The sequence below is a fragment of the Alcanivorax sp. 24 genome (assembly GCF_004360225.1).
GTDB classification, from domain to species: Bacteria; Pseudomonadota; Gammaproteobacteria; order Pseudomonadales; family Alcanivoracaceae; genus Alloalcanivorax; species Alloalcanivorax xiamenensis.
In genome coordinates, this window is sequence record NZ_SNUA01000007.1 from 103778 (window position 1) to 127852 (window position 24075).

25 protein-coding genes are annotated in these 24075 nt (G+C 62.7%); 11 read left to right on the forward strand and 14 right to left on the reverse strand.

Annotated elements, in window-relative coordinates:
- Nucleotides 1-52: 52 nt before the first annotated feature.
- The 3 genes from cysS to thrS all read right to left on the reverse strand — a co-directional run bounded on the left by cysS (nt 53) and on the right by thrS (nt 3883).
- Complete coding sequence (gene cysS / locus E0L37_RS11435; RefSeq protein ID WP_133491876.1) at nt 53-1435, reverse strand: cysteine--tRNA ligase; 1383 nt, start codon at nt 1433-1435, stop codon at nt 53-55.
- A gap of 3 nt (nt 1436-1438) precedes the next feature.
- A complete protein-coding gene (gene hisI, locus E0L37_RS11440) occupies nt 1439-1867 on the reverse strand; it encodes a phosphoribosyl-AMP cyclohydrolase (protein ID WP_133491877.1) in 429 nt (142 codons plus the stop codon).
- Between the two features lie 99 nt (nt 1868-1966).
- Nucleotides 1967-3883 (reverse strand): threonine--tRNA ligase, encoded by a 1917-nt coding sequence (gene thrS / locus E0L37_RS11445; protein WP_133491878.1) that lies wholly within the window; start codon nt 3881-3883, stop codon nt 1967-1969.
- Nucleotides 3884-4367: 484 nt separating this feature from the next.
- On the opposite strand from thrS, the gene E0L37_RS11450 reads away from it, so the two are divergent.
- A complete protein-coding gene (locus E0L37_RS11450; RefSeq protein WP_133491879.1) occupies nt 4368-5918 on the forward strand; it encodes an HD domain-containing phosphohydrolase in 1551 nt (516 codons plus the stop codon).
- Nucleotides 5919-6068: 150 nt separating this feature from the next.
- Here E0L37_RS11450 and E0L37_RS11455 read toward each other — a convergent pair whose 3' ends face one another.
- Nucleotides 6069-7289 carry a diguanylate cyclase gene (locus E0L37_RS11455; protein WP_133491880.1) on the reverse strand — a complete coding sequence of 407 codons (1221 nt, stop codon included), beginning with the start codon at nt 7287-7289 and terminating at the stop codon, nt 6069-6071.
- 135 nt (nt 7290-7424) lie between these two features.
- Complete coding sequence (locus tag E0L37_RS11460; protein WP_133491881.1) at nt 7425-7697, reverse strand: Arc family DNA-binding protein; 273 nt, start codon at nt 7695-7697, stop codon at nt 7425-7427.
- Nucleotides 7698-7876: 179 nt separating this feature from the next.
- Here E0L37_RS11460 and E0L37_RS11465 point away from each other — a divergent pair, with 179 nt between their 5' ends.
- Nucleotides 7877-8827, forward strand: coding sequence for a LysR family transcriptional regulator (locus E0L37_RS11465; protein WP_022993737.1), 951 nt, complete (start codon nt 7877-7879; stop codon nt 8825-8827).
- Between the two features lie 194 nt (nt 8828-9021).
- Here the strand turns inward: E0L37_RS11465 and E0L37_RS11470 are convergent, their stop codons facing one another.
- A complete protein-coding gene (locus E0L37_RS11470) occupies nt 9022-9900 on the reverse strand; it encodes a 6-carboxytetrahydropterin synthase (protein WP_133491882.1) in 879 nt (292 codons plus the stop codon).
- A 377-nt stretch (nt 9901-10277) separates the two neighbouring features.
- Here E0L37_RS11470 and E0L37_RS11475 point away from each other — a divergent pair, with 377 nt between their 5' ends.
- From E0L37_RS11475 to E0L37_RS11485, 3 genes are all read left to right on the forward strand, one after another.
- Nucleotides 10278-10616: a histidine triad nucleotide-binding protein gene (locus E0L37_RS11475; protein WP_133491883.1), complete on the forward strand. Its 339-nt coding sequence runs from the start codon at nt 10278-10280 to the stop codon at nt 10614-10616.
- Nucleotides 10617-10714: 98 nt separating this feature from the next.
- Nucleotides 10715-11158: a hypothetical protein gene (locus tag E0L37_RS11480; protein ID WP_133491884.1), complete on the forward strand. Its 444-nt coding sequence runs from the start codon at nt 10715-10717 to the stop codon at nt 11156-11158.
- 23 nt (nt 11159-11181) lie between these two features.
- On the forward strand, nt 11182-11787 hold the full coding sequence (locus E0L37_RS11485; protein ID WP_133491885.1) for a GNAT family N-acetyltransferase: 606 nt from the start codon (nt 11182-11184) through the stop codon (nt 11785-11787).
- A 166-nt stretch (nt 11788-11953) separates the two neighbouring features.
- Here E0L37_RS11485 and E0L37_RS11490 read toward each other — a convergent pair whose 3' ends face one another.
- Nucleotides 11954-12895 (reverse strand): DegV family protein, encoded by a 942-nt coding sequence (locus tag E0L37_RS11490; RefSeq protein ID WP_133491886.1) that lies wholly within the window; start codon nt 12893-12895, stop codon nt 11954-11956.
- Nucleotides 12896-13095: 200 nt separating this feature from the next.
- On the opposite strand from E0L37_RS11490, the gene E0L37_RS11495 reads away from it, so the two are divergent.
- On the forward strand, nt 13096-13707 hold the full coding sequence (locus tag E0L37_RS11495; protein WP_133491887.1) for an ACP phosphodiesterase: 612 nt from the start codon (nt 13096-13098) through the stop codon (nt 13705-13707).
- On the opposite strand, the gene E0L37_RS11500 is transcribed toward E0L37_RS11495, so the two are convergent.
- On the reverse strand, nt 13683-14546 hold the full coding sequence (locus E0L37_RS11500) for an SDR family NAD(P)-dependent oxidoreductase (RefSeq protein WP_133491888.1): 864 nt from the start codon (nt 14544-14546) through the stop codon (nt 13683-13685). The genes E0L37_RS11495 and E0L37_RS11500 overlap by 25 nt on opposite strands.
- Nucleotides 14547-14857: 311 nt before the next feature.
- Here E0L37_RS11500 and E0L37_RS11505 point away from each other — a divergent pair, with 311 nt between their 5' ends.
- Nucleotides 14858-15277, forward strand: coding sequence for a 3D domain-containing protein (locus tag E0L37_RS11505; RefSeq protein ID WP_133491889.1), 420 nt, complete (start codon nt 14858-14860; stop codon nt 15275-15277).
- A 24-nt stretch (nt 15278-15301) separates the two neighbouring features.
- On the opposite strand, the gene E0L37_RS11510 is transcribed toward E0L37_RS11505, so the two are convergent.
- The 4 genes from E0L37_RS11510 to E0L37_RS11525 are packed head-to-tail and all read right to left on the reverse strand — an operon-like array spanning nt 15302 to nt 18782.
- The gene (locus E0L37_RS11510; protein WP_240687459.1) at nt 15302-15559 is read right to left on the reverse strand and encodes a hypothetical protein; all 258 of its coding nucleotides are present in this window, start codon (nt 15557-15559) and stop codon (nt 15302-15304) included.
- 28 nt (nt 15560-15587) lie between these two features.
- On the reverse strand, nt 15588-16391 hold the full coding sequence (locus E0L37_RS11515) for an SDR family NAD(P)-dependent oxidoreductase (protein ID WP_240687460.1): 804 nt from the start codon (nt 16389-16391) through the stop codon (nt 15588-15590).
- Nucleotides 16388-17347: an alpha/beta hydrolase gene (locus E0L37_RS11520; RefSeq protein ID WP_133491890.1), complete on the reverse strand. Its 960-nt coding sequence runs from the start codon at nt 17345-17347 to the stop codon at nt 16388-16390. Before E0L37_RS11520 ends, E0L37_RS11515 begins: the two co-directional genes overlap by 4 nt.
- Nucleotides 17331-18782, reverse strand: coding sequence for an NAD(P)/FAD-dependent oxidoreductase (locus E0L37_RS11525; RefSeq protein WP_133491891.1), 1452 nt, complete (start codon nt 18780-18782; stop codon nt 17331-17333). Before E0L37_RS11525 ends, E0L37_RS11520 begins: the two co-directional genes overlap by 17 nt.
- A 101-nt stretch (nt 18783-18883) precedes the next feature.
- Here E0L37_RS11525 and E0L37_RS11530 point away from each other — a divergent pair, with 101 nt between their 5' ends.
- Nucleotides 18884-19894 carry an AraC family transcriptional regulator gene (locus tag E0L37_RS11530; RefSeq protein WP_205655608.1) on the forward strand — a complete coding sequence of 337 codons (1011 nt, stop codon included), beginning with the start codon at nt 18884-18886 and terminating at the stop codon, nt 19892-19894.
- 142 nt (nt 19895-20036) lie between these two features.
- Here the strand turns inward: E0L37_RS11530 and E0L37_RS11535 are convergent, their stop codons facing one another.
- Complete coding sequence (locus tag E0L37_RS11535; protein ID WP_133491892.1) at nt 20037-20969, reverse strand: alpha/beta hydrolase fold domain-containing protein; 933 nt, start codon at nt 20967-20969, stop codon at nt 20037-20039.
- A gap of 45 nt (nt 20970-21014) precedes the next feature.
- Nucleotides 21015-21473 carry an LEA type 2 family protein gene (locus tag E0L37_RS11540; protein ID WP_133491893.1) on the reverse strand — a complete coding sequence of 153 codons (459 nt, stop codon included), beginning with the start codon at nt 21471-21473 and terminating at the stop codon, nt 21015-21017.
- 59 nt (nt 21474-21532) lie between these two features.
- Between E0L37_RS11540 and E0L37_RS11545 the strand changes: the two genes are divergently transcribed.
- Genes E0L37_RS11545 through E0L37_RS11555 form a run of 3 tightly spaced genes read left to right on the forward strand, consistent with a single transcriptional unit; the run spans nt 21533 to nt 24065 of the window.
- Nucleotides 21533-22051, forward strand: coding sequence for a macro domain-containing protein (locus E0L37_RS11545; protein WP_133491894.1), 519 nt, complete (start codon nt 21533-21535; stop codon nt 22049-22051).
- A gap of 37 nt (nt 22052-22088) precedes the next feature.
- Nucleotides 22089-22670: an isochorismatase family protein gene (locus E0L37_RS11550; protein ID WP_133491895.1), complete on the forward strand. Its 582-nt coding sequence runs from the start codon at nt 22089-22091 to the stop codon at nt 22668-22670.
- Between the two features lie 48 nt (nt 22671-22718).
- Complete coding sequence (locus tag E0L37_RS11555; RefSeq protein WP_133491896.1) at nt 22719-24065, forward strand: nicotinate phosphoribosyltransferase; 1347 nt, start codon at nt 22719-22721, stop codon at nt 24063-24065.
- Nucleotides 24066-24075: the final 10 nt, after the last annotated feature.

Sequence of the window (24075 nt, forward strand, 5' to 3'; positions counted from 1 at the left end):
TTCAGAGCCAGGGGTTAGCGTGCAAGCGTGTTGCGTGTCAGCGTGTCAACCCCTAGTCCCGGCTCCAGCGAGTGCCCTCGCGGGTGTCCTCCAGTTGGATGCCGGCGTCCTTGAGCTGGTCGCGAATCTGGTCGGCGCGGGCGAAATCGCGGGCTTTTTTGGCGGCGGTGCGTTCCGCCACCAGGGCGTCGATCTCGTCGTTGGCGAGGCCGTCATCGGCGCTGCCGTGGTTCTGGAACCAGGCCACCGGATCGGTGCGCAGCAACCCCAGCAACTCGGCGCCGGCCAGTAATTCGGCTTTCAGCACGGGCTTGTCGGCCAGCGCCGCTTTGTTCAGCCGTGCCGCCACCGCGTGCAGTGCGCTGATCGCCTCGGCGGTGTTGAGATCGTCGCGCAGTGCCAGCAGCACCGGGTGATCCTCGGGCAACACATAGTCGTCGACGGCATCGACCTGTTCGCCGCGGCCAAGCAGCGCGTAGTAGAGACCGTCCAGGCTCTGGCGTGCCTGATCCAGCACCTCGGCGGAGAAGTTCAGCGGTGAGCGGTAGTGGCTGGAGAGCAGGGCGAAACGCAGCACTTCGCCGGGGTACTCCTTCAGCAATTCGCGCACCAGCCGGAAGTTGCCCAGGGATTTGGACATCTTCTCGCCATCGATATTGATGTAGCCGTTGTGCATCCAGTAGCGCACGTACTCGGTACCGTGGGCGCAGCAACCCTGGGCGATCTCGTTCTCATGGTGCGGGAAAATCAGATCCTGGCCGCCGCCGTGGATGTCAATGACGTCGCCCAGATGCTTGTGGATCATCGCCGAGCACTCAATGTGCCAACCCGGCCGGCCGCGTCCCCAGGGCGAATCCCAACCGGGCTGGTCATCGCCGGAGGGTTTCCACAGCACGAAATCGCCGGGGTGGCGCTTATAGTCCGCCACCTCCACACGCGCCCCGGCGAGCATGTCTTCCAGGTTGCGTCCGGAGAGCTTGCCGTAGTCGGGCATCGATTCCACCGCGAACAGCACATGACCATCGGCCTCGTAGGCATGCCCCTTGGCGATCAGCGTTTCGACCATGGTGATCATGTCGGCGATGTGATCGGTGGCCTTGGGCACCACGGTGGGGGTGAGCGCGTTGAGTCGCGCCATGTCCTCCTCGAAGGCGGCGGTGAAGCGGGCGGTCAGTTCACCGATGTCCTCGCCGTTGTCCGCCGCCGCCTTGATGATCTTGTCGTCGATATCGGTGATGTTGCGCGCGTAGACCACCTGGGGATAGAGCCGCCGCAGCAGCCGGTAGAGCACATCGAACACCACCACCGGACGGGCATTGCCAATATGGACGTAGTTGTACACCGTGGGGCCGCATACGTAGAGGGTGATGCGGTTCGGGTCCAGCGGAATGAAGTCGTCCTTGCGGCCGGTCAGGGTGTTGTGCAGTTTCAGCATGGCTCAGTTCTTATACAATTCGCTGGGATCAATGATCGGGCTCCGGTCGATCACCACCCGATCGCCGTCCACCTTCCAGTAAAAACAGTCGCGGCGGCCGGTGTGGCAGGCGGGGCCGGTCTGCTCCACTTTGGCCAGCAACACGTCACCATCGCAGTCCAGCCGCAGTTCCTTGAGATACTGCACTTGCCCGGAACTTTCGCCCTTGCGCCATAGCTTGCCGCGGGAACGGGAGTAGTAGCAGACCCGGCCGGTGCGGACGGTTTCTTCTATCGCCTCCCGGTTCATCCAGGCGAACATCAGCACTTCGCCACTGTCGTGCTGCTGGGCGATCACCGGCACCAGGCCCTGGTCGTTGAAGGCCAGGTTATCCAGCGCTTCGGAGAGGGCGACGCTGAAACCTTCCGGCTGTTGTTCGTTGGCTTTGAACATAAGCAGCTCCGCTGCTGGGCATTCACGCTAACACGCAACACGCCGACACGCGGGAGGCCGAGCGTGTTGCATGGTGCGTGCAAGCGTGGTTGCACTTACTTAAATAGGCTGACGTGTCGCCTCGGCCAGCGCCGCCAGTGCTTCGTCCAGGGCCAGGGTATCCGTGGCCTGGGAGCCCAGGCGCCGCACCGCCACCTGATTCTGCTCCGCTTCCTTCTCGCCGACTACCCAGATCACCGGCACCTTGGCACGGGAATGCTCGCGCACCTTGAAGCCGATCTTCTCGTTGCGGGTATCCAGCTCCGCGGGAATGCCGCGCGCCTTGAGTTGCTCGACCACCCCGGCGGCGTAGTCATCCACCGCGTTGGTGATGGTGGCCACCACCACCGGTACCGGCGCCATCCATAAGGGCAGATGGCCGGCGGTGGACTCGATCAGAATGCCCAGGAAGCGCTCCAGCGATCCCAGCACGGCCCGGTGCAACATCACCGGACGCTGGCGGCTGCCGTCCTCGGCCACATATTCGGCATCCAGACGCTCGGGCAGCACGAAATCCACCTGCAGGGTGCCGCATTGCCAGTCACGGCCAATGGCATCGCGCAGCACGAACTCCAATTTCGGGCCGTAGAAAGCGCCTTCGCCAGGGTTCAGCTCGCACTCCAGGCCGAGGGACTCCACCGCCTCGCGCAGGGCGCCCTCGGCGCGGTCCCAGGTTTCATCGGAGCCGGCGCGGTTGTCCGGCCGGTCGGAGAACTTGATACGGAAGCTGTCGAAACCGAAATCCTGGTAAACCTCGCGCAACATGGTGATGAAGGCGGCGGTTTCCTGGTTGATCTGGCCCTCGGTACAGAAGATGTGGGCGTCGTCCTGGCTGAAGGAGCGCGCCCGCATCAGACCGTGCAAGGCGCCGTGGGCCTCGTTACGGAACAGCGCGGTGAACTCGCCCATGCGGATCGGCAGGTCGCGGTAGCTCTTGATGCCCTGATTGAAAATCTGCACGTGGCCGGGGCAGTTCATCGGCTTGATTGCCATTTCCCGGTGGTCATGGGTGCAGACGGTGAACATGTCGTCGCTGTATTTATCCCAGTGGCCGGACTGTTCCCAGAGCACGCGGTCCATCATCTGTGGAGTGGACACCTCGGAGTAGTCGTACTTCTCCATCTTGGCGCGGATGTAGTTTTCCAGGTTCTTGCGCAAGCGCCAGCCGCGCGGGTGCCAGAACATGCTGCCCACGGCTTCCTGCTGGATATGGAACAGGTCCATTTCCCGGGCCAGTTTGCGGTGGTCGCGCTTTTCCGCCTCCTCCAACTGCTTGAGGTAGACGTTGAGCTCCTTCTTGTCACGCCAGGCGGTGCCGTAAATCCGCTGCAACTGGGCGTTGTCGGCGTTGCCGCGCCAGTAGGCGCCGGCGACTTTCATCAGCTTGAAGCCGTCGCCGAGCTTGCTGGTGGAAGGCAGGTGCGGCCCCCGGCACAGGTCGATGAACTCGCCCTGGCGATACAGAGAGACCTCCTCGCCCTCGGGCAGGTCGCGGATGATTTCCGCTTTGAATTCCTCGCCCTGATCCAGGAAGAAACGGATCGCCTCGTCCCGGTCCCAGACCTCGCGGCGAATGTCTTCATTGCGTCGCACGATCTCCTGCATGCGCTTTTCGATGGCGGCCAGATCCTCCGGGGTGAAGGCAGTCTCCCGGTGGAAGTCGTAGTAAAAGCCGTTCTCGATGGTCGGCCCGATGGTGACCTGGGTTTCCGGAAACAGCTCCTGCACGGCTTCGGCCATGACGTGGGCGGCATCGTGACGGATCAGCTCCAGAGCGTCCTCGTGGTCGCGGGTGATGATTTCCACTTCCGTGCCGTCGGTGAGGGGCAGGTAGACGTCGGTGAGATGGCCGTTGGCCTTCACCGCCAGCGCCTGTTTGGCGAGTTTCTTGCTGATCCGCCCGGCGATCTCCAGGGCGGAGGCCGGTTGATCAAACTCCAGGGTTGCCCCGTCGGGCAGTCGATAGCTCACACTCATGGGTGACACGGAATCCAAAGCAAATGAAGCAGGCAGATGTGGAAGGCAGGCCCGGTGCGGGGGGCACCGGTTTGCGTCCCGGAACCGACGGATGGTAGGCAATCGCCGCGATGGCTTCAAGCGTCAAGCCATGACAGCGGCCTTATGACGTGGTTTGAGAGCCTGTTCTTGCTCTTTACGCCACCGCGTTGCTGCTGGAAAAGCCGCCTGAGGGCGTTGGGGACTGAAGGCTTTGGTGGGGCCAAAGGCAAAGGCTACAGCGTCCTCTGGCGGCTTTTCAAGCGCAACCCGAAGGGCCGGGCTCCCCTGTGCCCTCCGGGTATTTTGCCGCCAGCTCCCGATTACGCTTGTTTATGTAGAATGACTACACGGCACAATCGAAATCACGACCTGACGACACTTTCTACCAGGTGAATAGGGAACTCCGGCGCGGCGGCGTAAAGAGCAAGAACAGGCTCTGGGCAAATAACGACGAGGAAACGGCATGCCCCAACTGCACAGGATCGGAGATCAGTTGATGCCGCTGCTGCGGGTGGCGCGGCGCATCAACGAGCAAAGTGACCTGGCCACACTGGTGCAAACCATTGTCGCCGAGGCGCGCGCCTTGTGCCGCGCGGAAGCCGGTGCCCTCTGGCTGTACCGGGGCAACGATGGTGATGAGCGCCTAGTCTGCATGATCCGTCAAGGCGAAGGTGGGATCGAGGTGGCGGACCCGGTCGAAGTGGCCCTGGCACGGTCCGAACGCCCGGTGGTGGAGGTCGCGAAAACAGGCGCAACCCTGCTGTTGGAGTGGGAGCAGGGAATGTCGGAACAGGACCGGACGTTGTGGGTGCCGGGCCTGGTGACGGCGGTGTCTGGACAGCTGCTGGTACCGCTGCCGAACCATGATGGTGAGGTGGTCGGCGTGGTGCAGCTGATCAATGCCCGTGACGACCAGGGGCACCGGCTGGCGTTCTCCCGGCGCCAGCGCGTGGTGGCGGAGGCCTTGGCCGGCTACGCCGGCATCGCCTTGAATAATCTGCTGGTGGTGGCGGAGATGAAGGAGCTGCTGGACGCCTTCGTCAAGGTCATCGCCCAGGCCATTGACGCCAAGAGCCCGCACACCAGCGCTCATTGCCAGCGGGTCCCGTTGCTGACCGAATTGTTGGCCCGGGCCGCCTGCCGGGATCACGACACCTTCGCCGACTTCGATCTGGACGAGGACGGCTGGTACGAGCTGAGAGTAGCGGCCTGGCTGCACGACTGCGGCAAGCTGGCGACACCGGACTCGGTGCTGGAGAAATCCACCAAGCTGCATGCCCTGCACGACCGCATCGACATGATCGCCGCCCGTTTCGCGGTGCTGCGGGCGGAATTGGTGGCGGACTTCGTCGAGCGCGAACGGGCGGAGCCGGAACGGGCCACGGTGCTGGCGGTGGAAAGAGAGCGGGCGCTGGCGGAGCTGGAAGCGGATCTGGCGCTGTTGCAGCGAGTCAACCTGGGCGGTGAAACCATGGCTCGGGAGGATCAGGAACGGGTCCGGGGGATGGCCGGGCGCACCTGGACCGATGCGCAGGGGCGGTTACAGCCGCTGTTGAGTGAAGACGAGGTAAGCAATCTGTGTATCCCCAAAGGCACGCTGACCGAGGACGAGCGGGCGGTCATTAACGGGCATATGGACGTGACCCTGGCGATGCTGGAGTCGCTGCCGTTTCCGCGCAAGCTGCGGCGGGTGCCGGAATACGCCGGCGGTCACCACGAACGCATGGACGGCACCGGGTTCCCCCGTGGCCTGACCCGCGAACAAATGTCGATCCCGGCGCGGATCATGGCCATCGCCGATATCTTCGAGGCGCTGACCTCCCGGGAGCGGCCCTACAAACCGCCACTGAAGTTATCGGAAGCGTTGGAAATCATGCGCCAGATGCGCGACGACCACCACCTGGACCCGGACCTCTACCGCCTGTTCCTCGACGCCGGCGTCTGGCGCCAATACGCCCTCGAAGCCCTGGACCCGGAACAGCGGGATGTGGAGGACGTGGGAAGGTACTACTGAATCAGTTGACAGTTGATAGTGGACAGTTAACAGCGAAAAGAAAAAGATCGCGGAACAGTCTGATCCTTAGTCGCTTGCAAGCAAGCTTCCCACAGCAGTTCAGCCCCTTGTTTTCACTGTCAGCTGTCCACTATCAACTGTCAACTTTCTTCACAGCGCCTGCACCCGCTGCAGCTCATCCATGTACGCCACGCAGTTGCGGCCGGCGCCCTTGGCCTGGTAGAGCGCTTCGTCGGCGCGTTTGATCAGGGCGATCACGTCTTTCTCGCCGGGCAGGGAACTGGCCACGCCGACACTGATGGTCACCACCTGGCTGACCCGCGAGCCAGCGTGGGGCAGGCCCAACTGCTCGATCCGGGTGCGCATGCGTTCGGCGAACACCAGGGCGTCCTTGAGGCTGGTATTGGCCAGCGCCACCAGGAATTCCTCACCGCCGTAGCGGGCGACGAAATCGGCTTCGCCCTGGGCCATGCCACGGGGGATGCCGGCCACGGACTTGAGACACTCGTCGCCGGCCAGGTGGCCGTAGGTGTCGTTGTATTGTTTGAAGAAGTCGATGTCGAACAGCAGCACGGTGACATTGTCGATGGTGTGCCGGCTGCGGCCATGCAGAGCATCATTGAGTCGGGACTCCATGCCGCGCCGGTTCAGGCAGCCGGTGAGACCGTCCCCGGTGGCCTGGCTTTCCAATACCCGGTTGGCTGAATGCAGCTCTGCCCGGTGTTGATACAGCACGTGCTCGGAGAGAAAGTGGCTGCGCAGCAGGCGTTCGTAAATATACTGGCCGAACAGACTCATGGTGCCGGTGGCCAGCGAAAACAGCAGCAAGGTCAACGCCTGGGACAGCGGCAGGGTATTGGGGGCCAGTGTGCACAAGGCCTGGAGGGCCAGTATCAGCGAAGTGCTCAGGGCGGAAGCCAGGAACGGCACGCGCAGCAGCACGCCGAGTACCAGGATTGCCAGAGGGGTTTGCAGGAACAGCAAGAAGGCTTGCGGGTGATCGATGGACAGGCCCATCCACATCCCGGTGATGGCTACCGCGAACGCCAGCAGGATGATCATTGGATGCAGCCAGCGGCGCAAATCGGGGCGATGGGCGACCACCGCGGTGGCGCTGGCCAGCATGATACAGAACAAGCGCGGGCGCCAGGTAAGGGCGACCAGATCCGGTTCCACGCTCAGCTCCAGAATCACCGCCAGAGCCAGAATGGAGACCAGGGTAATGGTGGCCCAGGGCGTGATGCGGGCCACGTTGCCGCGGAAATAATCAACGAATTCGCGTTCCAGCGGCGCCGGAAGACGCAAATGCCAGGGCAGCCGTATATCGCTGCCGGACGGAAGCGTACTCGTCCGTTGCGGGTCTTGGGTCACCTTGGATCCTTAGAGTCTGTTCGGGGAGAAGAGCATCCCCAAAGATTCATTCAGGTTCCCAGCATAGCGCCTGACGCACCAGATATCCCGCAACTATATCAATATCAACAGAGCCCGTTTTACCAGCAAGGCTCGCTACACCAGCAAAGCCAACAGGGCCTGGCGTTTTTCAGCGGGCAGGCGGCGAAAGCAGTCCAGCAACAGCCCTTCCTCCAGCCCCTGGGGAACACAGCCTTCAGTTCGTGGCAGGTCCCCGGGCCATTCAACCATGCTGCGTTGCAGCCGCGCCACGATCTCCGCGTTCATGCTTCGGTGGCTGTGAGTGGCGGCCTGGGCGATGCGATCACGCATGCCGGGAGGGAAACGAACCACGAACTTCTCGGCCCGCGTGGTCTCGTCCTGCTTCATAGTGTCTGTCATATGCCCCGAGAAAACGGTTACCTTACGCACTTTTTCAACTTCACGCGATGATGGCACGGTGCTATTAATCGGCCTTGACCCGGGTCAAGGCCGAGTGCGAAAGAGCATGCGGGGTGGCGTCGCGGCGTCTGTTATGATCGCTTTGTCAGGAGAGAGAGCACACTGCCATGAATGTCGCCGGCGCCGATCTTAATTTATTGAAGTACCTGGATGTGCTGCTGCGGGAAAAAAACGTGACCCGGGCCGCGGAACAACTGGGCATTACCCAGCCGGCCATGAGCAACAGTCTCAAACGGCTGCGGCAGATGTTCAATGATCCGCTGCTGATCCGCACCAGCGAGGGCATGACCGCCACCGACCGGGCCCTGGAACTGCAGCCGCTGGTGCGCCAGTTGATGGCTCAGGCGGAATCCCTGTTCAATCCGGAAGAAGTGTTCCGTCCCGAGGAAAGCCGCCGGGTTTTTCGTATCATGACCAGCGATTACGCCGAGGGCACTCTGGTGCCGCACATCGTGCGACGTCTGCGTGAAGAGGCGCCCCATGTGGTTCTGGACTTTCTCACGCCGTCGGATGTCAGCTACCCCGATATGGAACAGGGCCGGGTGGATATGGCGGTAAACCGATTCAATGAAATTCCCGGCTCTTTCTACCAGGTCACTTTGTGGAAGGACGCTTTCTCCTGTTTGCTCAACCGGGATAACCCGATCGCCAAACATTTCGATCTGGACAGCTACCTGTCCGCCCAGCATATCTGGGTGTCCAAGACCGGTTTTGGCGTGGGTTTCGGCATGAACCCGGAAAAACTGGGTGGACTGGGCTGGATCGACCATGCGTTGCAGCAAATGGGGCGGACTCGCAAGATCAGCATCTTCACCCGCCATTATCAGATGCCCGCGCTGCTGGCCATGAACAACGATCTGGTGGCCACGTTGCCCTCCCGGGTGGCGCGCATGCAGGCGCAAAATCCCCGCCTGGTGATCAAATCCCCGCCGTTCGACATTCCGGAATTCGAGCTGAAAATGGCCTGGTCCCCTCTGCTGCACCACAACGCCGCCCACCGCTGGCTGCGCAAACTGATCCAGGAGGAGGCGGAGCGGATACTGGCGGAGGACCCGTGAAAAGGGCAGTTAACAGTTAATAGTGAATAGTTAACAGTGAAAGACAGGCGACCCGGAATCGCTGTGGGAAGCTTGCTTGCAAGCGAATGGGGATCCTTCAGGCGTTTAACGATATTCGCTTGCAAGCAAGCTTCCCACAGAGGCTAAAGATCACCTGTTTTTGTCTTTCGCTGTCAACTATTCACTGTCAACTGTCAACTGCTTTTCAGGTTGTTCTCCCCGGCTTCGGCGATGGCCCCCTTGCCGACGCCCTCGAAGGCGCGGACGCGGAAGTGTTTGCCGGGGGCTTCCTCGGCCAGTTGTCGGGCGATGTGGTCGGCCAGATATTCCACCGTGGTGTCGGTATCGATCAGGTAACAGTGATCTTCCGGGATCACCAGCTCAAAGTGGCCCTGAGGCGCGTCGTAGCGGAACCGGTGGTGGGGGACGTCCTCGACGAAGTAGGTGCCTTCCAGGTCCTCCCGGGTACCAATGTAAATGTCTTCCCAACGGTCCGCCCACAGTTTCTCCCAGTACCGGCTGCGCCGGCCGTTCTCGAAGATCTGAATGGTGGAACGGTGGCCGTGGGCGATGCGCTGGCAGTTGCCGTCGTGTTTCTTCAGCCCGTGGGAATAATGGTAAAACGGCGCGGTACCGACATCCTCCTCGCGAAGCAGGATGCGCGCTTCGGTGACGTTGTCCGGCAGGGACGGCTCCAGCAATTCCATCAGAAACAGGGTGACGGAGGCCTTGGACACACTGGTGCCGGGTATTTCCAGAAGGCTCTCGGCGGGCGCCAGCAGCCGTATTTCTCCGGCGCCATACCGCCAGGTGAGGCTCAGTTGCTGATCTTCGCGCTGATTCAGAGTCAGCGCCTCATGGGCGCCGGGGAAGAGCAGGCGATGGTCCACCTGGGCGTCGATCAGGTGCTTGAGCCGCCGTTTGATCTGGCCGAAATCAAACACCATGCCCTGGCCGTCCAGATCACCGGACAGCTCCAGGTCCACGATCCAGGATTCGCCGACCATGCCCCGCTTGGGGTGCAGGTAGGAGAAGTCCAGTACGGTCAGGTTGTCTACGAACAGAGTGGCCATATCGTTCCGATCAGCAAAAACAAGAATCCACGGATATCATCGCCGACGGCGATGCCAGGGCGATAGTATACGCGGCCGGGGCGGCCTGGCTCACCCCACCAAGGGGGATCGGCGGCGATGAATTGGGCGGGATGTGAACGGCACCACGTCCCGGCTGTGTGGCGCGCATCCTGCCCGGTGGTGCGAGTAAACGCAAGCGGCGACCCGCTGTCTGGCATGGGCCGCTCCGTTGTTCTATGGTTGGTTCTGCCCGACGGTAAAATACCCGTGCGCGGATGCCTGCCGCCGGCGGTATCAACGGCTCCATGAGCCACCCGCGTCCGCGAGTCGAACCACCTGGTAGCAAACCCAGTAAAGCCATTGGATACCTTTGACAGATGAGCGAGACCCTGTTTTCCAAGATCATCGACCGGGAGATCCCGGCGGACATCATCCATGAGGATGAGCAATGCCTGGCGTTTCGGGATATCAATCCCCAGGCACCGGTGCATTTCCTGGTGATTCCGAAGAAACCTATCCCCAAACTCTCCGACGCCACCGAGGAAGATCAGGCGTTGCTCGGGCACCTTTTGCTGGTCGGCAACCAGGTCGCCGCCCGGGAGGGGCTGGAGGACTTCCGCGTCAACGTGAATAATGGCGCCAGCGCCAGTCAGGCGGTGTTCCATCTGCACGTCCATGTGATGGGGGGACGTCCGTTCAACTGGCCACCGGGCTGAGCCCGTAATTCCAGGGGCAGCCCTGGTACCGGCCTCGCCGGACCTTAATAAAAGGTGACGGTCCCGAACGTCACCTAAAAACAAAAGGAGATAATAAGATGAAGAGTAAAGCCTGGATCATCGGCCTGCTGGCCGTGGTCGTCAGTGTGCCGTCCTTCGCGCAATTGCCCGACGACGCCGAGCAGAAAGTCATCGACAGTCTGATGATACGCATCGCCAAGATGGAACAGACCGGTCGTGAGCTGCACGGGAAATACACCGACGGCAAAACCGCCGAAATCCAGAAAGCCTGCAAAGCGGACTATCCGGACCTGCCGGAACAGGCCCGCAACCTGCGCGGCGAGGCCGCCGCGTTGCAGACACTGGCTTTCAAAGTGCATCTGAGCATGGCCGCCAACGATCTGGTGCAATGCGTGGACTGTCTGGGCTCGGTCACCGCCTGTGATGGCGCCGCGGCTTCCCTGGAACGCGCCAGGGATCAGATGAAACGCATGCAGGACTACGCCAAGAAGCTTCAGGCCGGGCAGGACGACCCATCCTGAGGCCGGAAGCAGAGGGAACGGACGTGAGCCGATGGATAGAGCCGGTCATCCTGGAAGGCCGGCAGGTGGTACTGGAACCGTTGCGGGCCGAACACGTGGACGATCTGACCGAGGCGACCCGGGACGGTGAGTTATGGCGGCTCTGGTATACCTTCGTGCCGGCGCCGGACGCGGTGGCGGAGTATGTCAACGCCGCGCTGGCGCGCCGGGATCAGCATGGCGAGATGCCGTTCGCGGTGCGCCATCGTGATAGCGGCAAGGTGATCGGCTCCACCCGTTTTTGCCATGTGGACGAGGGCAACCATCGTCTGGAGGTGGGCTATACCTGGTATGCCCGCCGCTTCCAGCGCAGTGGCTTGAACACCGAATGCAAGCGGCTGCTGCTGGGCCATGCTTTCGAAGCACTGGACGCCATCGCGGTGGAATTCCGCACCCATTGGCACAACCGCGCCTCCCGGACCGCCATTGCCCGGCTCGGTGCCAAGCAGGATGGCGTGCTGCGCAATCATCAGGTGGGTGCGGATGGCTTGTACCGCGATACCGTGGTGTTCTCCATCATCAATCTGGAGTGGCCGGCGGTGCGGCGGAATCTGGATTTTCTGCTGGATGTATCCAATCGGGGTGCCTAGTGGTCGATCGCGGTTCGCGGACCATGACTGGCCCACGGTTGTGCTGGGCGCGCTGACACGGAATTCGCTGCCAAGGCAGCTTCCCACGGCTGCTTCGTAATCCTCTCTGTGGGAAGCTGCCTTGGCAGCGAATCGGCATGTAAGCGTACTGGCCCATGAATCGGGGCTAAGCGAAATCCCGCTGCTCGGCCAGCAGTCCGATACTGAGTGCGCCGGGGCCGATATTGACGCTGCCGGTGAGCCCCATGCTGCTTACCAGCACCCTGACCTGATGGCGGTCGGCGCAACTTTTCAACGCCTCGAAGCCTGGCATCTGATACACCGCCTGGGGATCCCCGGCGTAGCTCACGCACAGTACCGGCGACAACAGACCTCTTTCGATACAGCGCGTGCCATGTTCGAACAGTCGCGCCACGCCCTGGCTGAAACCGCGAATCTTGGCCACCGGGAAAGTTTCGCCACCGCGCGCGCAAAGAATCGGTTTGATATCCAGGGCCGAGCCCAGCAACGCGCCCACCAGTCCCACGCTGTTGTCACCTTTCTTGCGAGCTCTCTGCCGCAGGTAGTAGAGATCAGGCACCACCGCGTAGCCGGTGGCCTTCGCGGCGAGCGCGCTGACCCGGGCGCGTAACTCGGCACCGCGCATGCCGGTGGCCATCAGCCGAACGGTTTCCGCCGCCAGCGCGCCCTGACCGGCGAACAGGGTCTGACTGTCGATCACCCGCACCGCGAACGGTCCCTGCAGGCCGGCCCGGTCACGCACCGCCCGGTACTCGGACAGGATGCCGTGGGCCGCTTCCGTGGCGTTGTGGAAGATCGGGCTGCGGCTTTGCAGTACGGTTTCCACCAGCGCGTAGTCGCAGTGGGTCACGACCTGTTCGAGAAAAAGCTGTTTGATTTGCGCCACGGTGGCGGGCAGGGACTGCGCGTCATGGACTTTGTCCAGTAACTGGCGGTCGTAAAAGGAGCGGGTGCGTTGGGGAGAACGGTCATCGGCGATGACCTCGTCGCCGATGCGAATCGACGCCGGCAGCACCAGGATGCCGTTTTCTTTGATAAAGTCAGAGGGCAAGTCGCAACCGGAATCCACCACCAGGCCAGTTTTCATGGGTATCCTCACCAATAATGCCCAAGCGGCGCCGAATCCGGCGTCAGGCGGGCATGAAGTCGCAAAAGCGACGGTTTTTACGGTTCGCGGGGGTTCGCGTTCTAATCTTTTATGGTTATATATTGCTCATCTTATTGTATTAATCAACGGTTTTTACAATAAGACAAAAGTGGATGGCGTTTCGGCGCCGCGATAAAACAATGAATTATTTTGCTCATTTGGTACTGGCACAGCCCACGGTGACCTCCAAGGTCGGCAATCTGCTGGGGGATTTTATGCGGGGTACGCGTGAGGAGGCGCTGCCGGATCCGGTTCGGGCGGGCTTGCGTAATCACCGTCTGGTGGACCGCTTTACCGACCATCATCCGAGAGTGCGCGCTTCGCGCCGCCTTTTCTCGCCTCAGCGGCGGCGCTTTGCGGGTGTGGCGCTGGATGTGCTGTTCGACCATTTCCTGATTCGCCACTGGTCCCGTTTCCATGATGAAGACCTGGGGCAAGTGATCCGCGCCGATTATCGTCATCTGCAATACGGTCAACCGTTGATGCCCGGACACATGCGCGAAACCACCCGGCGCCTGGTGAGTAACGACTGGTTCGGGCATTACGCCGATCTGGAGACGGTGGGCGTGGCGTTGGACCGTATCGCCGGGCGGCTACGCTTCGCCAATACGTTCGCCGGCAGCATCGAGGATATCCGTGCCCACTATGAGGCGCTGGAAGCCACTTTCCTGAGCTTCTACCCTGAACTGCGTGCCCATGTGATGGACGCCGCCCTGGAACGCCCGGTTCAGCCGGGCACCCGGGTGGGCTGAGGCGCGGCCAGCGGTGTCAGTTCCAAGAGCGCCATGGTTTCGTCGTAGAGCCGTGCCGCCAATTCAGTGTCGCGGGCGCGGGGGGAACGGCGGGCGCGGCCCCGGGCATCGAAGTAGCCGCCGGTGACGCCGATGAAATCCTCGTCCAGCGCCATGGACACCGGCAGCAGGGCGGCCTTTTCCGGCGTGATCAGAGTGGGCCGGATCAATCTCCGCAAAGGATCGGGAACATGGCGGAAGATGCCGGTATCGACGCCGCCGGGATGCAGGGCATTGCTGGTGATGCCCTCACGCGCCAACCGTTGGGCCAGCACATTGCTGAACAGGATATTGCCGAGCTTCGATTGGCCGTAAGCGTCCATGACCAGATAGGGAAAGCGGCCCCGCCAGGTACGGGAATTGATGCGCCCGAGCCAGTGCGCCACGGAGGCCACATGCAGGATGCGGGCGGACGGGGCTTGCCGTAGCAACGGTAGTAGCAGGTGGGTGAACAGCACGGGGGCGAGGTAATTGACGCCGAATTGCATTTCGTAGCCGTCGGCGGTGAATTGCTGCCGGGTAGGGACTGTCCCGGCGTTGTTGATCAGTACGTCCAATTCGCCGATGTCATCCCGCAGCCGGCGGGCGGCGCCGCGCACTTGCGCGAGATCACTCAGATCCAGGGCGAACAGGCGCACCCGTGCCTGTGGGTGAAGGTTCTTGATGTGCGCCACGGCGGCCTGACCGCGGGTCCGGTCCCGACAACCGATCAGCACCTCGGCGCCCCGGGCGGCCATCTGTTCGGCGCTGTGCAATCCCAGCCCGGAATTACCCCCGGTGATCAATACGGTTTTCTTCATTGCTCCTCCCTGTGCCCGAAAACTCCCTGCCCGAAAATGCTCTTCCCGGAAGTACTCATCCCGAGAACGCCGAGTCTGGTGATTGCGGGCCGGTTTCGAGACTTACAAATTGGGACCGCCGGCGACATTCGCGGTTCGTTGGAGTTTGGTAACCGTCTCCATGATAAGGATCGCGCCACGGCCGGATTATGGCTGCCGCGCCGCTGGCCAGGGCGTTGCGGATAGAGCGCAGTTCGTTGCATTACCCGATTTCCCTCTGTGTTGGGGTATAATCGGCCGCCAAATCATCCGACTTGAGTCCGAGGGCGCCGATGAGAGACGCCATAAAGGCGCTGGCGTTGTTGCTGGCCGCCGCGAGCATACCGGTACACGGCGAGACCACTTTCTCCGAGCGCCGCACCGTTACCGCCACAGCCTACAATTCGTTGCAGGGGCAGGGCGCGGGAGAAGATCACAGCCTGGCCGCCTGGGGCGATCAACTGGAGCCCGGCATGAAGGTCATCGCCGTTTCCCGGGATCTGCTGGATGCCGGGCTGGACTATGGCACGGCGGTTACCATCGAAGGGCTGGACGGCATTTGGTACGTGCGCGACAAGATGCATTCCCGCTGGCGCAACAAGATCGATATCTATATGGGCGAGGATCGCAGGGCGGCGCTGCGCTGGGGGAAACGCAAGGTCAGGATCCGTTTCGAACCCCTTTCCCAGGAGCTGCGAACGGCGAACCGCTAGTTCCGCGCCCTTCTTGCTGTCCTTCTACTCGCGACTCAGAAAGGTCATGGTCAGACGGGTCGAAGCGCTGGGCAGCAGCTTGTCGAACAGCTTGATCATCTTGAACACACCTCCCACCGGGTTGTGCACCGGCACCTCCCGCGCCGCCGCTTCCCAGACCTTGGCGGCGATGTCCTCCGCTTTCAGTTTCACGCCCAGACGGCTCACCACCGGCGCCTGATAGTCGGCATCCTCCACCATGGGTGTCTTCACGAAGGGCGGCAGCAGAGCCTGTTTGGGCACTTTACGCCGCCGCGCCGGAGTTCCCTGTTCACCTGGTAGAAAGTGTCGTCAGGTCGTGATTCCGATTGTGCGGTGTAGTCCATCTACATAAACAAGCGTAATCGCGGGCTGGCGGCACTCTCCACCTAAAGAAAGTGGGCCCGGCCCTTCGGGTTGCGCTGGAAAATACCCGGAGGGCACAGGGCCGCCAGAGGGCGCCCCGGCCTTTGCCTTTGGCCCCACCAGAGCCCGCAGTCCGCGACGCCCTCTGGCGGCTTTTCCAGCAGCAACGCGGTGGCGTAAAGTGCCCAAACAGGCTCTTATCCACCACCCGGATCCCCAGACGTTTCCATTCGATATTGAGCGCTTCGGTGAGGCCGCGCACGGCGAACTTGCTGGCCGAATAACTGGCCAGGTGCGGCACGCCATAAAGCGCCGATGCGGAACTCATGTTGATGACCACCGGGGCGTCCGCCCGCCGCAGGGCTGGCAAAGCCGCCAGACTCATATTGACCAGGCCGGTGACATTGATATCGATGATGCGTTTGTGCTGCTCCGCGCTGATCGCCTCGAAGCGTCCCATGCGCAGGATGCCGGCGCAATTGAACAGCGCGTCCAGCGCACCCGCGCCGGTGAAAGCGGAAACCGCCTGCGTGCGGGCCTCGGCATCGGTGACGTCGAGTGGATGAAACCAGGCGCCGTCCAGGTCCCGCGCCAGATCAGCCAGGGCGGTCTCATTGATGTCCAGTAACCCCACCCGCCAGCCGTGTTGATGGAAGTGGCGCGCGGTGGCCAGGCCGATGCCGCTGGCGGTGCCAGTGATCAGGATACTCTTCGGGGTGGCGGGGATCATGGCGGCGTTTGCTCCGGTGCCGGGATGTCGGGGGACCGAAAGTGATGCCGCAGAAAATCGGCGGCACCATGCAGGGCCAGATCGGCGTCGGCCAGCAACCCGGCGTGCAATTGAAAGTCATGCCAGCGTTGCGGGTGCACCTGAAGGTGGATCTGTCCGCTGGCATCACGGACCGCCCGCGCCAGCCGGTGGCTGTCGTTGAGCAGGATTTCGTCACCGCCGGCCTGAATCAGAACCGGAGGCAGCCCGGCCAGATCGCCATTGATCGGTGAGCATTGCGGCCGCTCGGGATGATCGCCGCCATAGGCGCGGGCGGCGTCCGCCAGCCAGGCCTGACTCAACATTACGTCCCGGTCGGTGTCGAACAGCCGGGTCAGGGTCAGATCGACCCAGGGAGAAATCAGGAACATCGCCGCGGGCAGCGGCAGGTTGGCCTGCTTCAAGGCTTGTAGTGTCGCCACCGCCAGGCCGCCGCCGGCGGAATCCCCGGCCAGCGCCAGTTGTGCCGGATCGGTACCCTGATCGAGCAGGGCCCGGTAGACCGCCACCGCATCCTCGATGGCGGCCGGACACGGATGCTCCGGCGCCAGCCGATAATCCGGCACCACCACCCGGGCCTGGCTGTGTCTGGCCAGATGAGAGGTCAGACCGTGATGAGTGGATGGCGACCCGGTGATATAGGCGCCACCATGCAGATACAGCACGGTGGCATCGGCGCTCTCCGGCTGATAGACACGGCAGCGGACTCCGCCCGCTTCCATGTCGTGATGGGGAGCACCACGGGCTCCCGGATTGGTGCGCGCGAGGGCTTCCTGCCAACGCCGCTGTGTGGCAATGCCGATACGGGGATGGGCCATGGGTTTGAACAGCAACTGCAAGGCACGGCGCAGGGTGGCGGCCAACAGGCGCTGATCGGGGCGGCGTTGTCGCCGCAACGAATCAGTAATGGTATTCATAGTCGCGGAGGTCCAGTACCCGGGTACGGCGCCGATAATCGAAGGTGAAGCCCGGCCAGTTGTTGGTGTTCTTGCCGCTTTCGGTTTTGTACCAGCTATCGCAGCCCTTATCCCAAACCGTATCGCGAATGCGTTTCTGCAAGCGCCGGTTGAAATCGTTCTGCGTGCGCGAGCGTACTTCCAGGGCCCCGGTGGCACGCAGTTGCGCCAGCGCCTGCTGGATGTAGTGAATCTGGCTTTCCAACATGTAGATGATGGAGTTGTGGCCGAGATTGGTGTTGGGGCCGTAGAGCATGAACAGGTTCGGGAAACCGTGCACGGTGATGCCCAGATACGCTTCGGCCCCGTCCCGCCAGACCTGATTGAGCGTCAGGCCATGGCGCCCGATGAGGGTCATGGGGGTGAGGAAATCGGTGGCTCTGAAGCCGGTGCCGTAAATGATCGCGTCGGCCTGATGGTGGGTGCCGGTGCTGTCGGTGAGGCCGTCCTGATCCACCGACTGAATGCCGTGGTTGATCACTTCCACGTTGTCCCGGGCCAGTGCCGGATAGTAGTGGTTCGACATCAGGATACGTTTGCAGCCCATCGGGTAATCCGGGATCAGCTTTGCCCGCAACGACGGGTCGGCGATGTGTTTTTCCAGGTGCCGCCGGAACAGCCTCTGGTACACCGTCATGGCTTTTTGTAACGAAGTAAAACCCAGTACCCGGGATTCATTGGCGGCGTAGATACGCAGACGATCCAGCGTCTGGGTTATCGGCAGTGTTTTCAGCAGGCGGTGCTCCCAGGGGCGGTAACGGCGATCCGGCTTGCCCAGCACATAGGCCGCCGAGCGTTGGAACAGCAGCAATCTGCCCGCCTTGCGGGCCACTTCCGGCACGAACTGGATGGCGCTGGCACCGGTGCCGACCACCGCCACGGTTTTGCCGGTCAGATCCACGTCGTGGTCCCAGCGGGCGCTGTGAAAATGAGGCCGTTGGAAGTCCTCGATGCCGGACAGCGGTGGGTAGGCCGGCTGGTTGAGTTGTCCGGTGGCGGTGATCAGGGCCCGGGTGGTAACGGTCTCTCCGTCGTTCAGCGTTAGCTGCCAGAGGCCGTGGGCGTCCAGGTAACGGGCCTCGGTGACTTCGGTGCCGAAGCGAATATGCTCCCGGATACCGTATTTGTCCGTGCAATGGCGCAGGTAGTCCAGGATCTCCGCCTGGGGCGCGAAACGGCGGCTCCAGGGGTAATGGCGCTCGAAGGAGAACGAATACAAATGCGAGGGCACGTCGCAGGCGGCGCCGGGATAGGTATTGTCACGCCAGCAGCCACCCACGTCATCGCCTTTCTCGATCAGCAACAGGTCGTGCTGGCCCTGGGTCTTGAGTTGAATCGCCATGCCCAGGCCGCCGAAACCGGCGCCGATAATGATGACCTGGTGGGTCGCATCCATGGTGGTATCCACTTTGTTTATTGATATCGATCCACTGTAGCGGGGCGGGGACAGGCTGTTTATGGCATGCTAGGACAAAAAGTTGTGGAAATCGGACAGTTATGAGCGCATCCAGCCGTGGTTTGACCAGCGTCCATATGCAGGTGGAGTTCGCCGCCGAACACGGTGTGCCGCCGGTACGTCTGCTGCCCGGGTCGGGTATCGAACTGGAATGGCTGGCACGTAATGACGTGCAGATCGAGGCGGAGCAGGAACTGGCGGTGATCGCCAATCTGTGCGCGGAATTGGGAGATCGCGCCGAGCTGGGGTTGGCCATGGGGCAGCGTTACCATTTGAGCAGCTACGGCGTGTGGGGATTCGCTTTGCTCAGTAGCGGCACATTTCGGGACGCGGTGGCGCTGGGACAGCGTTACCTGGATCTGACCTTCGCCTTTAATCGGGTGACCCTGGAAGAACACGGCGAGCAGGCTGCGCTGATCATTGATGACCAGGCACTGCCAGAAGGCGTGCGGGATTATCTGCTGGCCCGCGATGCCAGCGCCATCATGATGATCCAGCAGGAACTCTTCGCCAGCCGGATGCCGCTGTCGTGCCTTCAATTGCGTCTGCCGGCCAGTGCCACGGCCCCTTTCGAGGCGGTGTTCGGACTGGCGCCGGAATTCGACCAGCCAGTGAATCGGATTGGATTCGCCGCGGGCTTGCTGGACCGGCCGTTGCCCCAGGCCAATCCGGTCACCGCCCGGTTGTGCGAACAGCAGTGCCAGCAACTGCTGGCGCAGCGGCGCCGGCGGGTGGGCATGGCGGCTCGGGTTCGTGAGCGGTTGCTGGCCAGACCCGGCCAGTTCCCGACCATGGAACAACTGGCCGACGAGATCGGCATCACCAGCCGCACTTTGCGGCGGCGGCTGTTGGCGGAGGACGCCAGCTATCGGGAATTGCTGGACGAGGTGCGCCAGTTGCTGGCGGAACAATGGCTGTTGGGTGGTGGACTGAGACAGGAGGAAATCAGCGCGCGCCTCGGCTTCTCCGAAGTCTCCAACTTCATTCACGCCTTCAAACGCTGGACCGGACAGACGCCGGCGCGTTATCGACGGGAAAAGAGAGGCAGTTGACAGTTGATAGTGGACAGTTGACAGCGAAAGGAAAAAGTCAATTTATGAATTCTCTGTGGGAGCGCCGCCCGGCAAGCTCCCATAGTGGCTAAAGATCGGGCTGTTTTGTCTGTTCACGCTGTCAACTGTCCACTATCAACTGTCAATTGATATTCCCCCATTTTTGATGCAGGAAATCCCCGATCTCCGCCACGGCCAGGTCGGCGTCGGCGAGGAGGCCGGCGTGGGTCTGGAACACGTGCCAGCGGCGTGGAAACAACTGGTAGCGGCTCGGGGTGTCGGTGGCGCGCAGCCGATCCGCCAGCCGTTCGCTGTCCACTCGCAGTAGTTCATCGCCGCCGCTCTGAATCAGCAAGGGCGGCAGACCGTTGAGGTCGCCATACAGCGGTGACGCCTGCGGCCGGGCGGTATCGTCGCCGGCGTAGAGCCGGGCCGCCTGGGCCAGCCAGGGTATGTTCAGCAGGGTTTCGCCAATATCCGAGCGCTGCTCCTGATTTACCGTCAGATCCAGCCACGGTGACAGCAGCACGCCGGCCGCCGGTGCCGGCAGCGCCAAGTCCCGGATCCGTTGCAGCAGCGCCAGCGCCAGGCCGCCACCGGCGGCGTCTCCGCCCACCGCGATGTGGCCGGCGTCATGGCCTTTGTCCAGCAAGCGCTGATACACCATCAGGGCGTCGTCCAGTGCCGCCGGGCAGGGGTGCTCCGGAGCCAGCCGATACGCTGGCACCACCACGGAGGCGTTGATACGGCGCGCCAGATGAGAGGTCAGCGACCGGCGCGTGGCCGGCGAGCCGGAGACATAGCCGCCGCCATGCAGATACAGCAAGACCTGGTCCCGGGGGCGGCCCAAAACCTCCGCCGGCACTGAACCGAAGCGGGCCCGGTGGCGCGGTACACCGCCGGCCACCAGACTGGCGCGGCTGGCGGTGTTCAACCAGAAGCGCTGGACACCGAGGCGCAGGCCGGGACGAAAGGCCGGCCGCACCCCGATGCGCAGCATGCCTCGTAGGGCCAGTGCCAGCGCCGCCTGAAACGCCGTCGCCTGGCCGCCCAGCAGTTCACGTCGTAATCCCATCCCGGCCTCCTGGCGGACTGTGGTGAAACAACGTGCCGGCCATGATCAGCGTGCCCGTGGCAAGGTATCAGGCAGGGTGAACTGGCCTTTGCGGTCGAAATGCAACGGGAAGCCGACACCGGCCACCCGGGCTTTGCCCTTGATTTCATAGTCCAGCGGTTCGTCCAACCGTTGTAACCCTTGTAGCTGCTGCAAAGTCCCCAACAGCGTCGTGGTGATACGGGTGCTGACCAGGGCGTCGCCCATGGCCGGCAGAGTGACCCGTTCTCCGGTCAGGCCGCGGGCGAAGCGCTCGCCGTTGAAAAACACTTCATAGTCAAGGCTGTTGAGGGTCAGCTCCCGGTCATTGGGATTGCGTACCCGCAACACCAGATGCCATTGCTGCTCGAACACACTGACTTGTTCCAGCTGCACCGAGGACAGCGATACTTCCGGCTTTTCCAGACCGCTCAGGGTCTGGCAGGCGGACAGTAGCAGGGCGAAAAAAACAACGGCAAAACGCATTTACAGGCTCCCTGATGAGCAGCAGCATGAGGGCATCCAACACCGATCGGGAGGACGTCATGACTTCCTTGGAAATTACCGTGGGAGACATTACCCGACAAGCGGACATGGACGCCATCGTCAACGCCGCCAATCGGGATCTGAAACCCGGTGGTGGTGTGGCCGGCGCCATTCATCGCGCCGCCGGGCCGGAACTGGCCCGGGCCTGCGCGCCGCTGGCGCCGATCCGCCCCGGAGAGGCGGTGATTACCGAAGGGTTTGACCTCCCCAATCGGTATGTGATCCATTGCCTGGGACCGGTTTACCAACTGGACCAGCCGTCCGCCCGGTTACTGGCCGACTGCTACCGTAATGCCCTGGAACTGGCGGCGTCCCGTGAGCTGGCCTCGGTGGCGTTCCCGGCCATCTCCACCGGGGTCTTCGGCTATCCGATGGGAGAGGCCGCCCGGGTGGCGCTGCGAACGGTACGGGCGGTGACCGGGCAGCGATCATCGCTGCAACAGGTGCGTTTCGTATTGTTTGATCCGTCCGCGGGCGAAGTGCACCGGCGGGTGCTGGATGAGCTGGAGGCCGGCTGATCCTGGTGTCCGTGTTAGCCGGAAAAGGAGGTAAGTCATGACAGGCACATCGATGCGCGCCGGAGACGCGCTGCTGGTGGTGGATGTGCAGAACGACTTCTGCCCCGGAGGTGCCCTGCCGGTGGACGACGGTCACGCGGTGGTGCCGGTACTCAATCGCTGGATCGGCATGGCGGCCGATGCCAATCTGCCGGTGATTCTGTCGCGGGACTGGCATCCGCTGGACCATGTTTCGTTTCATACCCGTGGTGGGCCCTGGCCGGTACACTGCGTGCAGGACAGCTGGGGCGCCGCCTTTCACCCGGAATTACGGATTCCGGACAGGGCGGTGCGGGTTAGCAAAGGGAGCCACTTCGAGCGGGACGCCTATTCCGCCTTTGACGGCACCGGTCTGGCGGACTGGTTGCGCCGCCGACGGGTGCGGCGCTTATGGCTGGGCGGTCTGGCGGAAGACGTGTGTGTTTACCATACCGCTCTGGACGCTCGCCGCCACGGCTTTACCACCCACCTGCTGCTGGATGCCACCCGGCCAGTGTTCGTCGATCGGCAGCAGGAGTGCCACCGGGCGCTACGGGAAGCCGGGGTGCTGCTCGGAAGCTCCCGGATCGCCGGCCAGTGAAACCAATCCGCCTGGCCACAGTACCGCCTACTGCATTGAGGAAGCCCGATGACCGCCATTTGGCCGGACCAAGACGCGTTATGTCTGCTCACCGATCTCTACGAACTGACCATGGCGCAGGCATATTGGCATCAGCAGCACAATGACGAAGCCATTTTCAGCCTTTTTTTCCGGGTTCTGCCGGAGCAGCGTCAGTACGCGGTGGCCTGTGGTCAGGAGTACGCCGCCCACCTGGTCAGCGCGTTGCGGTTTCCTCGGGAGCAGGTGGCCCGCCTGGCGTCGTTGAAGCAATTCCAGCCGGAATTTCTGGACTGGCTGGCCGGCTTTCGTTTTACCGGGGAGATCCGGGCGGTGCCGGAAGGCTCTCTCATCTTTCCCCACGAGCCGGTGTTGGAAGTGCGCGCGCCTGTGGTTCAGGGGCAACTGCTGGAAAGTCTGCTGATGAATTACATCAACCTGGAGACGCTGTTGGCCTCCAAGGCCTCGCGGGTGGTGGACGCCGCCGGCGGGCGGCCGGTGATGGATTTCGGAATGCGCCGCATGCATGGCCTGGAAGCGGCCTGGCGCGGCGTGCGCGCCTACCGGGTGGCGGGCATCAGCGGTACCAGCAATGTGCTGGCGTCGCGGGACTTTGATCTGCCGGCCCAGGGCACCATGGCGCACTCCTACATTCAGGCGGTGGGGGATGAACGGCGGGCCTTTCTCGACTACGCGCGGCTGTATCCGGGAACCACTCTGCTGGTGGACACTTACGACACTTTGGCGGCGGTGGACAAAGTGATCGGCCTGGTACGGGACGAAGACGTCGACGTGGGCGCCATACGAATCGATTCCGGGGACCTGGGCGCCTTGGCGAAAGCGGCGCGCCAGCGGCTGGATGATGCCGGGCTGAGCGATATACGCATCGTCGTCAGTGGTGGCCTGGACGAATGGAAAATCGCCGGGCTGGTCGCGGACGGCGCGCCCGTGGACGGCTTCGGGGTGGGCACGGAGATGGGCTCGGTGGCCGATGCGCCGTCCCTGGATTTCGCCTACAAGCTTACTGAATACGGTGGCTCGCCCCGGCTCAAGAACGCGCCAGGCAAACCGGTCTATCCCGGTGCCAAGCAGGTATGGCGGCATTACGATGCCAACGGCATGTTGGCCGGTGACGAGATCACCGGCACTGATGAGAAGCGCGACGGCGAGCCACTGTTGCGCACGGTCATCGCCAACGGCGAGCCGGTGATCGCGGAACCGGACGCGGATGCCGCCCGCCAGCGGTTGGGCCGTGAACGGGCGGCGTTGCCGGAGCCGTGGCGTGGCGTTGATCCGGCGCCCCAACCCTATCCGGTGAGCCTCAGTGAGCGCCTGGAAACCCTACGCCAGCGCACGCTGGACGCGCTTTCCCGATGAGAACGCTATT